We start from the raw sequence: 16,512 nt of genomic DNA on the forward strand, positions 1-16,512 counted from the left end.
CTTATTCTTTTTCGTTTCGCATTGATGCTCTCCAGCGAATGCCAGCATCAATAAAATCATCAATTTTGCCATCAAATACTGCAGAGGGGTTTCCCTCTTCATGGTTAGTGCGGAGGTCTTTAACCATTTGGTAAGGGTTCAGCACGTAGGAGCGCATTTGATCACCCCAGGATGCCTTGACGTCGCCTGCTAATTCCTTCTTTTTGGCGTCCTCTTGTTCTTTCTTGAGCAAGAGCAATCTGGATTGAAGAACGCGAAGAGCAGCAGCGCGGTTCTGTATCTGCGATTTTTCATTCTGCATCGATACCACGATTCCCGTGGGTATATGGGTCAGTCGAACCGCAGAGTCAGTGGTGTTCACTGACTGACCTCCAGGACCAGAACTTCGGAATACATCCACTTTGATTTCGGTGTCTGGAATATCGATGAATTCCGTTTGCTCGATCAGTGGAATTACCTCCACTGCAGCAAACGACGTCATGCGTTTCCCCTGGCTGTTAAAGGGAGAAATACGCACCAATCGATGGGTTCCCGCTTCGATAGATAGACGTCCATAAGCGTACGGTGCTTGAACCTCGAAAGTCGTCGATTTGATGCCGGCTTCTTCGGCAAAAGAGGTATCAAGAATCTGGGTGGTAAACCCATGAGATTCTGCCCACCGTAAATACATCCGCTGAAGCATCTCAGCGAAATCTGCAGCGTCCACGCCTCCCGCACCTGAACGAATGGTGACTACAGCTTCCCGCTGATCGTATTCACCCGATAGCAGGGTAACAACTTCGAGTTCAGCCAGTTTTTTGGCAATAACTTTGAGGTCTTCCTCAGCTTCTGCCAGCAAATCAGCTTCGTCTTCTTCCTCAGCTAACTCGACCATTGCTTCAAGATCGTTAATGCTCTCTTCAGTTTGGGTAAGCCTTTCGAGTTCGGACTGGCGATGTGAGAGTTGTGAAGTTATCTTCTGCGCCTTCTCAGGATCGTCCCAGAGGCTCGGAGCACCAGCTTCTTCGGAAAGCTCTGCAATAGATTTTTTGAGCGCATCAATATCACTCACCTGTGCGATGGATGCATAGGTGAATCGTAAATTCTTGATTTCTGAGGAAAAGTCTATTGAAGCCATGACTCTTAAGCCTAGCCGATATATGAATTTTTAGTGTGGTGTTACTGTTGCAGCTCACTACGCGCTGAGCTTGTAGCTGTAATTTCTACACCTTCTGGGAGAACTATGGAGACGAGCGGAATCCTCGCACGGGCGCTGAGCGTGACTTGCGCGGTGTTTGCATCGGGTGCTCCCGTAGGATTCGAGATTCTCAATGCTTCGAATTCCTGTACAGCCCCCGTCTGTTCAAGGGTCTGGCTCACTGTTTCTGAAACCGCTGCGTTAGTGAGTCGTACATAAGGCTTATCTGAACCGCTGGATAACCCCGTTACTCGCTGGGCAGCAGCGGAGCTGAGCTGGTCGGAAAGATTTTGAAGTTGTTGCTGCTGTATATAGACGGATGTAATGCCTATTACCACAGTCGCCAGTATCAACAGAACAACGCCTAAACCAATCAGAAGAAGCATGATGCTACCTTCTTCATCAGCTGCGCGTGCAGAATCTGCTTTCATCGATACCTGCCTCCCCAAACGAATGAAGAGGAAGAGACTTCTGCAAAGGAAGCTCCCCTGACCCAAGGAATAAGAGGGAGTTGGACTTGTACAGTTGTGCTCACACGGATGGAGTCAGACTGGGAGCAGTCATTTCCACAACTTACAGCAACGCGCAGGTTCTCCGGTTCAATCCCATAGTCACGAGCAGCAAACTGTGCTGCCTGTTGCGCAGTCTGAGAATTCATCTGATCTAGCGGCTGGTTAGATATTGTCTGAGCAGCTTGATCTGCAGCGGCGTGGGCGGCCATGGTACCGGATTGCACAGCGAAAACGGAGAGCAAAAAGTAAATGGTGGGCACCATGAGCATAAAACCTAGACCAATAAATTCCACCATCGCGTTGCCCTCTTCTGAGTTATTGACACTAGCTATAGAGGTAATTTTGTGCCGAAGCGTCTGGTACCAGCTATTTCTATTTTTGGACGATTGCATGTCCGCTCACCTCAATCCCCTGATCGAATCCGAAAGGACCAACCACAGGTAACGTGCCGTGGACTCTTATCTCGATGGCATCGACCCCGTTTACCGTTACGGCCGAGCTAGAAACAGTTGTTTGATAGATATCCGGTAGACCACCAGCAATGATTTCTTCCGTACGCGTTCGTCCCTCGGATTCTGTTCTATCCAGCAGAGTTCCATAGCGTGCGCCGGCAGATGCCGCATCGAGCATGATATTGCGGGCATAGAGCGCAAAAGCAATTTGCAGAACGACGCCAAAGAGCATCAACACCAAAGCGCTGACCATCACGAACTCGGCGGTAACATTACCGCGTTCTTTGGTGTCGTTCTGAAGGGGTGAATACATGCTAAAAACCCGTAGAAGAATCTATTTGCTGACCATAGACATGGCGTTATTGAACATGTTGACCAGGGCATCCTGAGCAACGACCAACAAGGCAGCCACAAGGATGGCGGTCATCATTGTGATCATAACCCAGCCGGGGACATCCCCTCTTTCCTGGTCGTCGTACTGCGGTGCAGCCTGACCAAAGAAAGCGTTCATCATGGTGAGAGAGAAAAGGACTGTTTTCTTCATGGTTTCTCCTAGAGATTGAAGCGCAAAGCGCAGATTTAGAATTTGAAATTGATAAGGGATAGACCGGGAAATAGAGCAAAAACTACGGTAAGCGGCAGAATACAAAAGATGATGGGCGCCATCATGGCTATTTCTTTCTTACCCGCAGCTTCCATCAGCTGTCGTTTAGAAGAATCGCGTACGTCCTGAGCCTGTGCCCGCAATACTTCGGAAAGAGGAGTACCTCTCTCGATGGCGACGACGATTCCATCCACAAAACGTGCCAGTGGGGCGATTTCGGTTCGTGCGGAGAAATCTTGCAGGGACCTCACTAAACCATCGCCCGAACGTATCTGAGCAAGAATCTTTTTGAATTCACCCGAAAGCTCTCCACTGGAGCAACGGCAGACTCGCTCCAAGGCACCGGCAGCTGATTCACCGGCTGTGACCGAGAGAGCCATTAGCTCTGCGAGCGCGGGAAATTCTTCCAACATTTTGGATTCTCGTTTTTCAATGGTTTGTGTAAGCCACCAGTCTCGGGCCAGGTAACCGGCTACTGCTGAAAGGACGCAGATTGCTAAAGCCCCCGCCACCGAAATTTTTCCTTGAATCATTCCCAAGCCCATAAACAGGGCTGCCGCCACAAGTCCGATGAGCGACCACACCAACTGTTCTGCCCTGAAGCTTGACACCGAGAGATTTAGGCCAGAACGAATGAGGCGTTTTTCTAAAGCTGTGGTGTTGATAGTGGAATGGTTGAACCGTGCCAGAGCTGTTCGTATAAAAGGTCGCAGGACCTCGACAAAGCTCTCACCCATGCCCATCTGAGACTGTTGGGATTCATAGCGCAATGAAGCATGGATTTCCTGGGACTTCATCTGAGGTGCAATACGGTCAGAAAAGTCAACCGTGCGTCGTGCTAATAGTGCTGATGCAACCAACCATATTCCAGCTGCAAGACACAACCCAATCAAGATTTTGTGACTCATGCCAGTACCCTCCGTTCAGCAGGGAGCTCTCCAATTTTGAGCATGACGCGGTAGGCAACCACCGAGATGATGAGTCCGCCGAGCATGACCATCAGGCCTGGGAATGAGTTATAGACTTGCACGGTACCTGGCTGAGTTGCCATCAAGCACAGCACCACCCACGGTGCAACTACGGCGAGTTTGGCGGCATTTACCGTCCAGGATTGTCTCGCTTCAATTTCCGAACGAGTTCGGGCGTTTTCTCTCAAGAATTCGCTGAGTGTTCCCAACAATCTGCCCAGATCAGTACCGCCGACTTCACGAGTTACTTTGAGAGCCTCGACGATATTATCTGCAGTTGGATCAGCCATCCTCTCCTTGAACCGGTTCAAGGAGGCAACGAATTCTCCTGTAGATCGGTAGTCGGCAGAGAACAATTCAAAAGGCTCCCGAAGTTGATCCGGTCCCCTATATTGCAGTTGCATCATTGCTTCTGGCAAAGAAAGACCAGCCCTAATAGCTGAGCGAAGATGGTCAACAACGTCGGGCCAAAGTTCACGGATGGCAGCAGTCCTTTTCTTTGCACGTTGTGCCACTAAAAATCGTGGCAAAAAGAAGCTGAGGACTGCAGTGATGAGAGCCAGATTATTAAGGGCAGTAATGACCCAGATTAACAGAGCAAGAAATCCCGCCACCAACGTGGAAAGTGCGTAAAACCGCTGTGGGCTCATCCGTTGAATATCCGCCTGGCGGAGCAGAACTGACATTTTAGATTCTGGTTTGTGCCGTTTGGTGATGGGTTGCGGTGCCTCCCAGAAAGAGAGCCATACGAGGAATACTCCGATGCCCAGAACAAGCCCTATGATGGCGTTCATCGTTTATCCCCTCCCCCGCCAGATTTGAACAGGGATTCGCTGGTATATCCGGCACGCTCAAATTTATGGGATGCGGGAAGTTCTGAAGCTGTGCGCACCAGTTCATCTCCGCGGCGCTCAAAAAGAGTCGTGGTTTCAATCACTGAATTCTCTACGCGGTTGCCGAGCGCAATAATCTCGCTAACGCGGCGTCTGCCCCGATTATCTCGGCTGCAGTGCACCACGACATCGAAACAGGAAGCTACGGTGGGTACCACGAACTGGCTAGATATGTTCTCACCAGCGAGCAGGGGCAAGGTGCACATCTTTGTGACAGCATCGCGCGCAGAGTTAGCGTGAATGGTACACATGCCCGGTAAACCCGAGTTCAACGCAATCAGCATATCCAGCGATTCCGCCTCACGTACCTCGCCGATTAACAACCGATCCGGTCTCATACGCAAAGCTTCTTTAACCAGACGGCGGAGCGGGATTTCACCGGTTCCTTCTAAGTTTTCTTGCCGGCATTGGAGACCCACGACGTCCCGCAAAGGAACCTGAAGTTCAAAGATTTCTTCGCACGTTACGACTCTCTCGCGCTGACCGATACTTGCTGTGAGACAGTTCAACAGGGTGGTTTTACCAGCCTGGGTTGCACCTGAAACTAAGATGTTGAGCCCGCTAGCTACTGCGGCGTTGAGAAATTGCGCAGCTTCAGGAGTAAGGGAACCGAGTTTAACTAAATCATTCAATCTACGCGCGCGTGCGATGAACTTGCGAATATTAACAGACCAGTGCTGACGCGTGATATCGGGGATAACCACGTGTAGGCGCGAGCCGTCCGGTAGAGACGCATCTACAAAGGGGTTACTCAAATCGAGCCTGCGACCGGACTGCTTCAGCATTCTTTCCACCAGATAGCGAATTTGATCCTCTGTCAGGAGAAGCCCGGTTAATTCCGATTCGCCATAGCGAGCCACAAAAATTTCTGACGGAGAGTTAATCCAAATCTCCTCGATACTGGGATCATCAAGATATTTCTGCAATGAGCCAAAGCCACAAATCGTATCAATCAAGTTCTTGCGAATTTGAGCAAAGTCATCCAGTATGGGCAAGGTTCCTTTGACCATCCGAGACTCATATTGGGCGATGGACTGGTCAATAATTCGAGCGGCTTGGTCCTGGTCTGCCAGAGGATCAATGCCGCTATGGCGGATCATTTCGCGGACGTCGCTCTCCAAGAGCTTATATCCGGGAAGCTTATCCAAAACTGGCATGTGAAATCCTCTGATGGCTGATGATGCGTAACTAGATGAAAGAATTACTGACAATCTATGCGCAACAATTGACATCAAACAAGCAGAAATATAGGGCTCCTGTGGAAAACTTCTTGAACTTCCCCCGATTCACTTCAACGCCACCTTTTAAAAAGAAACATTGATAAGCTACTATAAAGTTTTTGTCCCCTCTCCCACCAAGCATTGTCCCCAGTTGTGAAACAGACTACATATTTCGTCATAATTCACACACTTTACGCATGAAAGAAGCGCCAGATGAATCATCTGGCGCTTCTTATGAGATTTGTTTCTGCGAAATTATGCGTTCAGTTGATGCAATCGTTCACGTTTCTTTTCCAAGCGGGTAATCTCCGAATTTACTATTTCGAGTTTTTGTTCATTACTCATAGCATCAATCTCAGCCTGAGAATCCTCAGCGATATCAGCAAGAGCCACAACGACAGTCTCTGTTGAACCTGATTCAATGGCCTGCATTAGCTCTCGTCGGTTGACCTCCATGGTCTCCAGCTTCTGCTGGGCAGCCAGCAGGTCCCCTTCATACCGGTTCCGTTTGGTGGTGCCAAAAGGCAAATCACGCATAACGTCTACGGCTTCCATAGCCTCGCCGTCAAACTTGACTGCGCCCCTTTCCAGCACCACGCCACGATCACAAATCTGCGACACCAAATCAAGGTCATGGCTCACTACAACAAGAGTCTTACCGCTAGCGCACAGCTCCTTAATCTTTGCGAGGCATTTGCGCTGGAACGGCTCATCGCCCACCGCCAAAATCTCATCCACCAAGAAAATTTCAGGATCAGTATGAATAGCCACGGCGAAAGCTAGACGAAGGTACATACCCGATGAATAGAATTTCACTTCGGTATCGATAAAGTCGCCGATCTCAGAGAAAGCGACAATCTCATCAAATTTCGCTTCGATTTGTTCTTTTTCCATACCCAAAATCGCAGCGTTCATAAAGACGTTGTCGCGGCCCGTAAGGTCAGGATGGAAACCAGCACCGACCTCGATGAGTCCAGCGATGCGTCCTCGTGTTAGCACACTTCCGTCGTCGGGTTGCATAACTCCAGAGATGAGCTTCAACAAGGTTGACTTGCCCGAGCCGTTGTAGCCCAACAGCGCAACTCGCTCACCCTGGCGAATATTCATCGTGACGTCGTTGAGCGCATTGAACTTTTCGCTCAAATCACCCTTACGCCCTTTCACCAGCCAAATGAAAGCTTCTTTCATCGACCGCGTATGACGCAAAACAAAACGTTTAAAAAGGTGATCAATACGTATGACATCCGGGGCGTTCGCTGCCACTGGAGGTAGATCAAATATATCCAGTTTCATGATTACAACTCCTGTGCGAAGTTACCCTCGAACTTGCGAAATAAATAGTTCCCCAGCAATAGCAAAACAATAGAGACACCGAATGCAACCGGCACCCAAATCGTCAGAAGATGCGGGAACATATGCCAGTTACCTGCCTCTAACAAGAATCCCTGCTGTTCAACACTCAATGTGGGTTGCCAGAAAGCGTAGTGAAAGAGTTCGACGGCAACGCTCAGCGGATTGGTCATATAGATTTGCTCGATATGAGGAATCTGCACCTCGCGAGCCACCATGGTCCAGGAATACATCACAGGAGACAGCCAGGTAGCCATCATCAAAAACATATCCACCAGGTTTTCAGAGTCGCGGAAGAACACATTGGCGACACCAAAAATCATTCCGGCAGCAAGCCCAAACAGCATAATGAGAACAATACCCACTGCCGCTGCAAGAATTTGTTTGATATCCGGTGACCACCCCACCACAAAACACGCTACGATGAGCACCAATATTTGGGGAAGAAAGTGGATAATTCCTACCCAAATAGTGGAGAGCGAGAAGAGCTGCCTCGGAAGATAAATCTTCTTGATCAATGCCCCGTTCACCACAAAGGCACGTGCGCCGTTGCTAAAACACTCTGAGAAGAAATTAATAACGATAATGCCTGAGAAAAGATAAACAGAATAATTCTGTAGTCCTTTCTCAAGGCCCAAAAAGATACCCAGAGCTAAATAAAAGACCAAGAATTGAACCGCAGGTTTAATATAAGACCAGACAATGCCCAGCACCGATCCGCGGTAGCGAACCTGGATTTCCTTATCTACGAGCAGTTTTAGAAGATATCTGTGATTGAGAGCGTCCTTCAGCCCCCGGCCTCGACCGGGGGCTGAAAACTCTCGATTAGCTATATCAGTCATCGAGTAATTTCTGACTCCGTATGCTTATTGAAAGTCTCTTGCCATGCTTCGTAAGAAGCTACTTGTTCTGCAGCTTCTTTATATTGCTTACGCAAATCTGCCCAGTCGGTAAAGAGCTTGGTATGAAGCTTGCTAGCTCGTACCAAATCCTTGCGCAACTGCTGAGGGTCACGTTTATACCAGAACACACCGGTTCCTTCAGCATTGGTCACAAGGAGCGAGTCGAATTTTGAGACAGTCCACCAGCGATTTTCTGCATAGGTGAGCTGAATTTGAGGGTTTTTCTCAGCCATCTCATCCACTGGCTTGAAGAGCTGGCGTCCCACTGTTGAAACTGCCCACGGCACCAGCTTCGAATAGCCGGGAGCATGGAAATTACGGCGGCCCTTGAACGGAGGTTTCTTCGTTTTGGGCTGCGGGTAATCGTCAATGTTGGTCTTGAGCTGTGCGTCTTGGAAGTTCTTGACCTTGCCGCGAATGACGGGCAATCGTTCGCTCAACGAAGGATGAAGATGTTCAGGACCTGAGAGCAAATCTTCAATCGCCAACAAGCGACCTTCCTCGGTGTAGTACTGCATCGACAGAGCATGCTTTACATCAAGGAAAAGAGACTCGCGAAGAACCGACCCACCCTTTTCAAAGGGTGAGTGAATCAAAGCAGTAATGAGTCGGTTACGCTCATGGAAGTATGCTTGCCAGCCCACCGAATCGTCTTTGTCCTGCCAGGAGACATGCCACAGACCTGCTCCGGGGAAAGACACCGTTGCAATGCCCGCCTCCTTAGCGCGAAGACCGTATTCGGCATCGTCCCATTTAAGGAAGAGGGGAAGGGACAAGCCAATCTTCTTGATGACCTCGGTGGGAATGAGGCACATCCACCAGCCGTTGTAGTCTACGTCGACACGGCGATGCATCCAGTGCGTGCTACGCAGGTTGCTTTTCGCTAAATCGTGACCCAAGGACATGTCTTCGTGGGGTCGATCGTAGAAAGTTCGCCAAGGGTTTACAACCTCGCCGAATGCGTGAAGAACTGAACGGTCGAACATGTCAAACATGTGTCCACCCACAATGGTGGGGTTCTTGCAGTAGTCGGCAAAAGTAATGAGGCGCAGAATTGATTCTGGTTCAACCACGACGTCGTCGTCCAGCAACAAAACGTAGTCGCTACCATTGTTTATCGACTCATACATGCCGCGACCGAACCCGCCTGATCCACCCAGATTACTCTGGTTGATAATGCGGAATTTACCAGAGAGAGGCTTAACGGCATTTTCAAAATCGGGGTGATCGGCTACCTTATCGGTACCTTGATCCACGATAAGAATTTCCTGAACAGACTCTAAAGCATCGAGATTTTCGCCCAGGGAGCGAATGTTATTGATGCAGTATTCAACCTTGTTCATCGTGGTAATTTGAACAGTTGCTTTGCCGCCGTCTTGACCCAAACGTGGTTCGATATCGCCCTGCCACTCAGCTTCCTGCAGAATCAGGTCACTCTTTGTGGCTGTGAGGTCGAACCAGTACCAGCCACCATCACCAAACGGGGCAAGAGTGAGCTGGAAAGTAGAGGTAGCGACGCCAGAAACGACTTTTGCGTCCACGCGCTGAATCACACCACGTGCGTTCGACTTATACACCACGATCATGCCGTCGCCTTCGGTCCTCAGCTGAAGGTTGACCGAATCTAGCTCTGTCCAACGACGCCAGTAGGACGCGGGAAAAGCATTGAAATACGTACCAAATGAAACTGTCTTACCAGCATCGATTTTGGTGGAACGGCGTCCTAAAACATCGGGAGATTCAGAACGTGAAGGAGCAGCGTTTGCGTCCGTTTTCAACTCTTGAACTGCTGTTGCCTCTGCGATGGCGTCCGCGGCGTCGCCGTCCATACGAGTAGGAAGTTGAACACCAGTGGCGCTACCGCTATCGATGTATAGAGGGATGACGTCCGTCTGCACTGCTTCGGGCAGAATGATTCGTTGCAAGGTACGAAGAGACTTCGTCTTTGGGGTGGGGGTAGCAGTCATCTTATGCATCCACCCCGCCTGCTTCGAGCTTCTGTCCATTTTCAAAATGAGGCTTAATCTTGTTGTCGAACATAGATAGTGCCGCGCCAATAGCCATGTGCATGTCAAGGTACTTGTAGGTACCCAAACGACCGCCAAAGAGAACCTTGTCTTCACCCTTTGCAAGGTCGCGGTATGCCAAAAGCTTCTCGCGGTCGACAGAGGTGTTCACCGGGTAGTATGGCTCATCGCCCTTCTCAGCGAATCGGGAGAATTCGCGCATAATAACGGTGGCGTCCTTCGTGTAATCACGCTCGGGGTGGAAGTGGCGGAATTCGTGGATGCGGGTATAAGGCTGATCTGCATCGGGGTAGTTCATCACTGCGCAACCCTGGAAATCCTCGATGGGAAGAACTTCTTGTTCCAAGTCGATGGTGCGCCAGGAGAGGTCGCCTTCTGCGAAATCGAAGTAGCGATCGACCGGCCCAGTGTAAATCACGGGAACCTGCCCGATAACGTTAGAGCGAGAATACTCATGACCGTCTTCGAAGAAATCGGTATTGAGGTGAACTTCGATGTTTTCGTGTGCGGCCATGCGCTCAAGCCATGCGGCGTATCCATCTACCGGCAAACCTTCATACTTGTCGTTGAAGTAGCGGTTGTCATAGTTGTAGCGAACTGGCAAGCGCGAAATGATAGATGCCGGTAAGTCAGCGGGATCAGTCTGCCACTGTTTTGCAGTGTAATGCTTGATGAAAGCCTCGTAGAGCGGACGACCGATGAGCTGGATGCCCTTATCGTTGAGGTTCTGAGGATCGGTACCAGCCAACTCGCCCGCTTGCTCCTGAATAAGTGCTTTTGCTTCAGCAGGGGAATAAGCGGCGTTGAAGAACTGGTTGATGGTTCCCAGGTTAATAGGCATGGGATAGACCACGCCGTTGTGGTTGGTGTACACCTTATGAACGTAGTTGGTGAAGTCAGTAAAGCGGTTGACATATTCCCAGACACGTTCATTTGAAGTATGGAAAAGGTGAGCACCGTACTGGTGAACCTCAATACCAGTCTGCTCTTCTTTCTTACTGTATGCGTTGCCACCAATATGCGAGCGACGGTCCAGAAGCGCTACCTTGAGACCTAGTTCGGTTGCAGCACGCTCTGCGATGGTCAGACCAAATAAGCCCGAACCTACGACTACGAGATCAGCGTTCACAAAATACTCCTGTACTTCTGGTTTCCTAGCCTGCGCTAGAAGTAATTATTTTTGACCGATGGCGAGCGAATCTACAGATCTACACCTTCTGACAAAACTACCTGATGATTTATTCTAACGTGCTTTGCTAACTCACATTTTTTATACTCTTCAGAGAATTTTCTGAGCTCACCTGGGGAAAACATCGAAACACTCAGAAATATTCAGTTAATTTTAAGGGATTTTCTGAGATTTCATTGAGTTATCCACAGGTTGAAGGGACCCCCGTTGCACAAGAGAGAGCGCTTTATTCTTATTAAGAGATGCACCGAAAATTTTTACTCGCACTCAGTGAAAACGAACATCTTTTAGTTCTTAAGGTTGAAGCTCATCCGCGTCTCTCTGGCCTTCACTTGCATGAGAGGCTGCGAGAAATGCTCAATACAGAAGATTCATTCAGCGTGAGTTCTTCCGGTTCTTTGGACGACGTCCGACATTTCCAAGATATCCCCGCAGGCAGCATCATTTCTTCGAGTGAGCACCCCATATTGACTTCCCTGCCTGCGCAAAATGCCCTCTTTCTCCAAGTTATTGCTGGGCCAGATATGGGAAAGCGTTTTTCGCTGCATCGGAATTCCGCGTTCAGGGTTGGGCGAACCAACGGCGAAATTCAGATACATGACCCTCTGCTAGATACCGAATCCGCTCTAGTCTCGATGACTCCTTCAGGAATATTTATCATCGATGACAGCGAGGAGTATGAACTCAAACTTCACGAAGAAGTCATATGGGGGTCATCCGTCGTCGAGCTAGTGGAGAACACAAAGTGTCGCCACGACGTCGTCCACTCAGATCTTTTTAGCCCGTTTTCGTTGGATTTACCTCCCCGGCGACCGCTTTTTCAGCAGGTCGCCATGATAGTTCTACCCCTTCTCGTGGGAGGAGTAATAGCAGTAATAACCGGTATGTGGTTCTTTCTGATGATGTCGATAGCTTCATCCCTCATGCTGGGTATCAATCTAAAGTCCGGTCACGGCCAATCCAAAAAATATCGGCGCATCCTAGACGATGGCATTGCAAAGGATAAAGCGCGAGCGCATTCCGTACACGGTCTGGAATGCCCGGGAGCGTTGAAACGGCCTCTCTCGGAGGCTATGACGTGGGGTCGTGGCTCACGGGAGGTTAACTGTGAGAGTTCTCAGCTGCGTTTTGAGGATTTACCGATGTTGCAGTCAGTTCCCATCTATTCGCGGTTGTATAAAAACTCTGCTCAGGTATTTGACGCTCATGTTTCAGTGTCGGTGTTTCGGCATCTTCTCTTACAACTCATTCTTAAAACTAAAGGAGCTAGAATTTTCATTGATCCTGCGCTCCTTCGGATTCTTCCTGCGGAATGTGAGCTTTTGCAGGTGCTACCAAACGTCGAGCTTATGAGCTCCTCCTCGAATTTAGATGGCGGTAGCGAGCAGGACTGGCTCATTTTTGCTTCGGAGAGTGACGTTAAACTTGAGGGGTGGATTGGGTCAGTAGTGCGGTTCTTGGAGCCTCACCGAAATCGCCCGCCGGTTGATGAGCTCCTCCAACGCCGTGTTCCTCTCACAATTCTCGATGAAGATACTTCGGGTGCGGAAAACAACCTCGCTCTTAGTTTCCATCATTTCGCAGAGTGTCCTGCTCCTCGGTTCGATACCGGGCAAGTACTGAGATGTACTGCTCACGGGATGGCATCGCGGACTTTTGAAAAATTGTTCTTGAACTGGCTAAATCAACTATCTACACTTGCTCTCGAACAGAATTCTGTCGTTGTATCTGAGCACCCCCTCTTTGATATAGATGCCGCGCAAGAGCGGTGGCAAAGTTCCTTATTTACTCGTTCCCTCTCATTTCCTGTGGGTATAAGCGATGGAGCAGAGACCATTCTGGATTTATCAGTTCATGGCCCCCATCTTCTGTTGGCTGGAACAACCGGGTCAGGTAAGTCTCAGCTACTGCGCTCTATCATTCTCAGTCTTGTCTACTCTTTCGCGCCGTCGCGTCTGGCGCTCGTCCTCATCGATTTCAAAGGAGCCGCAGGGCTCGGTCAATTTGAAAGGCTTCCGCACACCCAGGCGGTGCTTTCTGACTTAGAAGAAGGTGAATTTGATCGTTCACTCAAATTCTTGCGGGCAGATTTGGAAAAAAGGGAAAGGCTGTTCCGTTCTCTAGCGGTGAGCTCTTACACTGATTATCTTCACCTGATGTATAAGCGTAACGAAAAGCCCAAATACCCTGAGCTGTTAATCGTGGTTGATGAATTTAAAATGCTCACCGACCAATTTCCTCAGAGCATGAATGAATTGATGCGTGTGGCTACTATCGGCAGATCCCTCGGCGTGCATTTGCTTCTCTCTACTCAGAAACCGCGGGGGAATGTCTCCTCGGATATCACATCCAACATCGGTACCACCCTGTGTTTGCGGGTGGCATCAAGCGCCGAGTCTATCTCTGTCATAGATTCAGACCTTGCCGCCAAAATACCTCTGAGTTCACCGGGTGCAGGATATATCAAGTACTCAGATGGTTCTCTGATCCCTTTTCAATCTCTTTATATTGATTCGCCCAGAAAGCCCCCTGAGCAGGCAGCTTGCTCGCTTTCTATACTCGGAACCGGTATATCTTCGAAGACTTTGATTCCAGAGTCTGCAGATGAAGACGCGCGGTTAGCAGACTATGTAAGTCGTGTGCAGGCGGTTTGCGCGCCTTCGGACTATCGACCAATCCCCCATCGAAAGGCTTCTTCTACTCTTTCCATTTCAGAGGGCCGTCGTCTTTCGTTAGGCGTAGTTGAAATTGCCGCAGCAGGTGATCATCACGAGGTTGAACTAGATAGTCAAATCGGTCCAATTAGCCTGGTGGCAGAGCAAAATCAGAGATGGGAATTATTGAGGACGCTGGCAGTTCAGGCGCTCGCTGCGGATATAGAAACCCATATCTTGTGCGGCGAATATAGCAGTTTTACCTATTTCCAAAATTTTGTACAGGAATCGGGATGGCAGGTGAGTTCACTTGTGGGTCCTTTTGACCCTGAATTCCAAACTTTGGTGTGGAGGGAAGTTACCCAGGAAAGCTCTTCCAATCGCCCCATTTTATTTCTTATTGATGGCTTAGACAGCTGGCTTGAAATGCATGTCAAGGAGCTGGAAGCGAGCAGAACTCTGCAGAGATTACTCATGAACGCTCCAACCAAGAACCATATCGTCGTAGCAGGTTCGCATACGAGCTTAAAGGGAAGCATGGCCCAGCTCTTTTCTACTCAGTTATTGAGCGATGAAGCTATCAGTAAGGATCCGTTGAAATCAATCAGCAAGAGTATTCTTCGCCCCGCCCCTCATAATTTTTCAGTCGAGGGCAAACTAGTCAAGAAATTCAGTCCCCACTCAAAAATTACCTCTGCAGAATTGATTCCTGCGCAGAGCGCACTACCCAGAGACATCTCCCCACCAATATCTTCACACGAGTGCTGGAATCAGTTGCCTCTAAAGATTACTTTGAAAGAAGCTGCAAAACTCCCTCTTGTTTTCCCAGCTCATCTATCCTCACAGCAGAATCTGGTGCTTCGTACCGCTGTCACGCGCCACAACGAGCTGATGGTAACCGCTTACCCTATGCACCAGTGCACAGCTATCGTTGGTCCCCGCTTATCCGGCAAAACAGCTTTGCTAGATGCTTTGCAACAACTCAACCCGGAATACTCCTATTTGAGAATCTCGGGAAAGATACCCGCAACCGCAGAGCAACTAGCTGAAATCCAGCGACATCTGGAGACTACGCCGCATTTGGTGCTCCTTCTGGACGATTTACAATTTGTGGCACACGAGGTTCAGCAAAAAATTCTGCAGAATATGTCGCAGTTAGAGCACGTATTTTTTACGGTAGTTCCCAATCCACGTCTGATGTCTCTTCCACTGTATTCAGCCGGAATAGGCGCCATCCGCGGATTTGCGTTGATGCCGCAGAGCCCCCGAGATCTTGAGTTTTTCGCCAGCGCGAATTTAGCTGATGACCTCAAGACGGAGGGGCAAATCCCCGCTGGCAGAGTCCTCTACATCAATCAGGGCGACAGCGTAGCTCTACAGGTCCCTATCGAGGGAACGTCCCGATGAGTGCGCTTCAAAGAAAGCGTTGACGGAGGAAGAAAAGAGCATCATAATCGCGAGTCCGCCAAGAAAAACAGCTAATAAGCCAATGAACAGCTGCCCACCCACTACGGTCTGTACTCCTAGGATGACAGCAAATAATTGCCAGACTAAAAGCATTGAACGGGCTGAAGGTTTACCCGCCAAGAGCTTGCAGGCGGAAAAGGCAATGACAGCTGCAATCACCAGGAAGAAAATGGCGAGAGCGATGATACGCCCCATCCCTGTCTCAGATGCTCCCGCCGAAATAATCATGATCACCGAATAACCGGCAATAGCAAGTGCTTCGAGGAAACCCACCCCAGCTGCTACTTTGATAGAACCAGGTGCTTGGAGTGATGCCACAGATTTGCCTCTGTTCGTAATAAAAGCGGATTCTTTAGACTCCATAGTAGCTAAAAATTTAGGGTCTCCTATATACCTCATTTGCACTATTTGCACCTGTGAGATATAACTCAGCTCCCGGAGGAATTTTCTTCTAGAAACCTCTTGTTTACGCTTTCTTTACGTGGGAAAGTTATTGAGGTTTAGAAAGGCCTCTACTCGTAGGGGCCTCATTTGTTGTCATAGTATTTGTTGCAATCAGATACTTGCGAGTTAGCCTCTAATAAGGAGAACGTGCTCATGGATTGGCGTAGCCGTGCTGCTTGCCTGGAGAAGGATCCAGAACTATTTTTTCCCGTAGGAAATACTGGTCCCGCCTTACTTCAGATTGAAGAAGCAAAAACGGTATGCCGTAACTGCACGGTCATGGACACCTGTCTGCAGTGGGCTATCGAAACAGGGCAAGACTCCGGTGTATGGGGCGGTATGAGTGAGGACGAGCGACGCGCTATGAAGCGTCGAGCTGCCCGAGCCCGTCGCGCTTCCTAAGTTTAGGAAACATCGAGTATTAAGTTCCTTGAAAGAGGGGAATCAGCTAACAAGCTGATTCCCCTCTTTCTTTGTTCTAATTTATTAGTTGGTTGTCAGATGAGCACGGATGGTAACTGCTGTACCGCGAGGCTGACGCGGTTCCCATCGAATGGAACCATTGAGCTCGCTGGCAACGAGTGTGCGCACAATTTGCATGCCCAGCCCCTCCCTGCCCTTATTTTCTCGATAAGCTGACGTCCCTGCTTCTT

General features: G+C 49.4%; 15 protein-coding genes and 1 pseudogene. 2 read left to right on the forward strand and 14 right to left on the reverse strand.

Annotation, left to right across the window (positions count from 1 at the left end; translation table 11 throughout):
• Window position 1 precedes the first annotated feature (1 nt).
• From prfB to glf, 12 genes and pseudogenes are all read right to left on the reverse strand, one after another.
• Window positions 2-1,117: a peptide chain release factor 2 gene (prfB, locus tag A7E48_RS07455; RefSeq protein ID WP_068171615.1), complete on the reverse strand. Its 1,116-nt coding sequence runs from the start codon at window positions 1,115-1,117 to the stop codon at window positions 2-4.
• A 41-nt stretch (window positions 1,118-1,158) separates the two neighbouring features.
• A complete protein-coding gene (locus tag A7E48_RS07460) occupies window positions 1,159-1,608 on the reverse strand; it encodes a pilus assembly protein TadG-related protein (protein WP_068171618.1) in 450 nt (149 codons plus the stop codon).
• Window positions 1,605-2,081: a pilus assembly protein TadE gene (locus A7E48_RS07465; protein ID WP_141669413.1), complete on the reverse strand. Its 477-nt coding sequence runs from the start codon at window positions 2,079-2,081 to the stop codon at window positions 1,605-1,607. Before A7E48_RS07465 ends, A7E48_RS07460 begins: the two co-directional genes overlap by 4 nt.
• The gene (locus A7E48_RS07470) at window positions 2,062-2,454 is read right to left on the reverse strand and encodes a TadE/TadG family type IV pilus assembly protein (RefSeq protein WP_068171625.1); all 393 of its coding nucleotides are present in this window, start codon (window positions 2,452-2,454) and stop codon (window positions 2,062-2,064) included. Before A7E48_RS07470 ends, A7E48_RS07465 begins: the two co-directional genes overlap by 20 nt.
• A 21-nt stretch (window positions 2,455-2,475) precedes the next feature.
• Window positions 2,476-2,655: a hypothetical protein gene (locus A7E48_RS07475; protein WP_083147285.1), complete on the reverse strand. Its 180-nt coding sequence runs from the start codon at window positions 2,653-2,655 to the stop codon at window positions 2,476-2,478.
• A gap of 65 nt (window positions 2,656-2,720) precedes the next feature.
• Entirely contained in the window at window positions 2,721-3,653 is a 933-nt protein-coding gene (locus A7E48_RS07480; RefSeq protein ID WP_068171630.1) for a type II secretion system F family protein, read from the reverse strand.
• Window positions 3,650-4,507 (reverse strand): type II secretion system F family protein, encoded by an 858-nt coding sequence (locus tag A7E48_RS07485; protein ID WP_068171633.1) that lies wholly within the window; start codon window positions 4,505-4,507, stop codon window positions 3,650-3,652. The genes A7E48_RS07480 and A7E48_RS07485 overlap by 4 nt, the downstream gene beginning before the upstream one ends.
• Window positions 4,504-5,763, reverse strand: a complete 1,260-nt coding sequence (locus A7E48_RS07490) for a CpaF family protein (RefSeq protein ID WP_068171636.1) — start codon at window positions 5,761-5,763, stop codon at window positions 4,504-4,506. Before A7E48_RS07490 ends, A7E48_RS07485 begins: the two co-directional genes overlap by 4 nt.
• Window positions 5,764-6,357: 594 nt before the next feature.
• Window positions 6,358-7,119, reverse strand: a pseudogene (locus A7E48_RS07495) (ABC transporter ATP-binding protein); the annotation flags it as partial.
• A gap of 2 nt (window positions 7,120-7,121) precedes the next feature.
• Window positions 7,122-8,018, reverse strand: a complete 897-nt coding sequence (locus A7E48_RS07500) for an ABC transporter permease (RefSeq protein WP_068171639.1) — start codon at window positions 8,016-8,018, stop codon at window positions 7,122-7,124.
• Window positions 8,015-10,054 (reverse strand): glycosyltransferase, encoded by a 2,040-nt coding sequence (locus A7E48_RS07505; protein WP_233126033.1) that lies wholly within the window; start codon window positions 10,052-10,054, stop codon window positions 8,015-8,017. The genes A7E48_RS07500 and A7E48_RS07505 overlap by 4 nt, the downstream gene beginning before the upstream one ends.
• Window positions 10,047-11,234: a UDP-galactopyranose mutase gene (gene glf, locus A7E48_RS07510; protein ID WP_068171646.1), complete on the reverse strand. Its 1,188-nt coding sequence runs from the start codon at window positions 11,232-11,234 to the stop codon at window positions 10,047-10,049. Before glf ends, A7E48_RS07505 begins: the two co-directional genes overlap by 8 nt.
• Window positions 11,235-11,647: 413 nt before the next feature.
• Here glf and A7E48_RS07515 point away from each other — a divergent pair, with 413 nt between their 5' ends.
• Window positions 11,648-15,355: an FtsK/SpoIIIE domain-containing protein gene (locus A7E48_RS07515; RefSeq protein WP_158004410.1), complete on the forward strand. Its 3,708-nt coding sequence runs from the start codon at window positions 11,648-11,650 to the stop codon at window positions 15,353-15,355.
• On the opposite strand, the gene A7E48_RS07520 is transcribed toward A7E48_RS07515, so the two are convergent.
• Window positions 15,323-15,733 carry a hypothetical protein gene (locus A7E48_RS07520; RefSeq protein WP_141669414.1) on the reverse strand — a complete coding sequence of 137 codons (411 nt, stop codon included), beginning with the start codon at window positions 15,731-15,733 and terminating at the stop codon, window positions 15,323-15,325. The two genes, A7E48_RS07515 and A7E48_RS07520, sit on opposite strands and share 33 nt — an antisense overlap.
• Window positions 15,734-16,012: 279 nt before the next feature.
• On the opposite strand from A7E48_RS07520, the gene A7E48_RS07525 reads away from it, so the two are divergent.
• Window positions 16,013-16,261 (forward strand): WhiB family transcriptional regulator, encoded by a 249-nt coding sequence (locus A7E48_RS07525; RefSeq protein WP_068171655.1) that lies wholly within the window; start codon window positions 16,013-16,015, stop codon window positions 16,259-16,261.
• 84 nt (window positions 16,262-16,345) lie between these two features.
• On the opposite strand, the gene A7E48_RS10830 is transcribed toward A7E48_RS07525, so the two are convergent.
• The coding region (locus A7E48_RS10830; RefSeq protein WP_141669415.1) for an ATP-binding protein at window positions 16,346-16,512 on the reverse strand (167 nt) is incomplete at its 5' end.

Source organism: Rothia sp. ND6WE1A, assembly GCF_001683935.1.
GTDB lineage: Bacteria > Actinomycetota > Actinomycetes > Actinomycetales > Micrococcaceae > Rothia > Rothia amarae.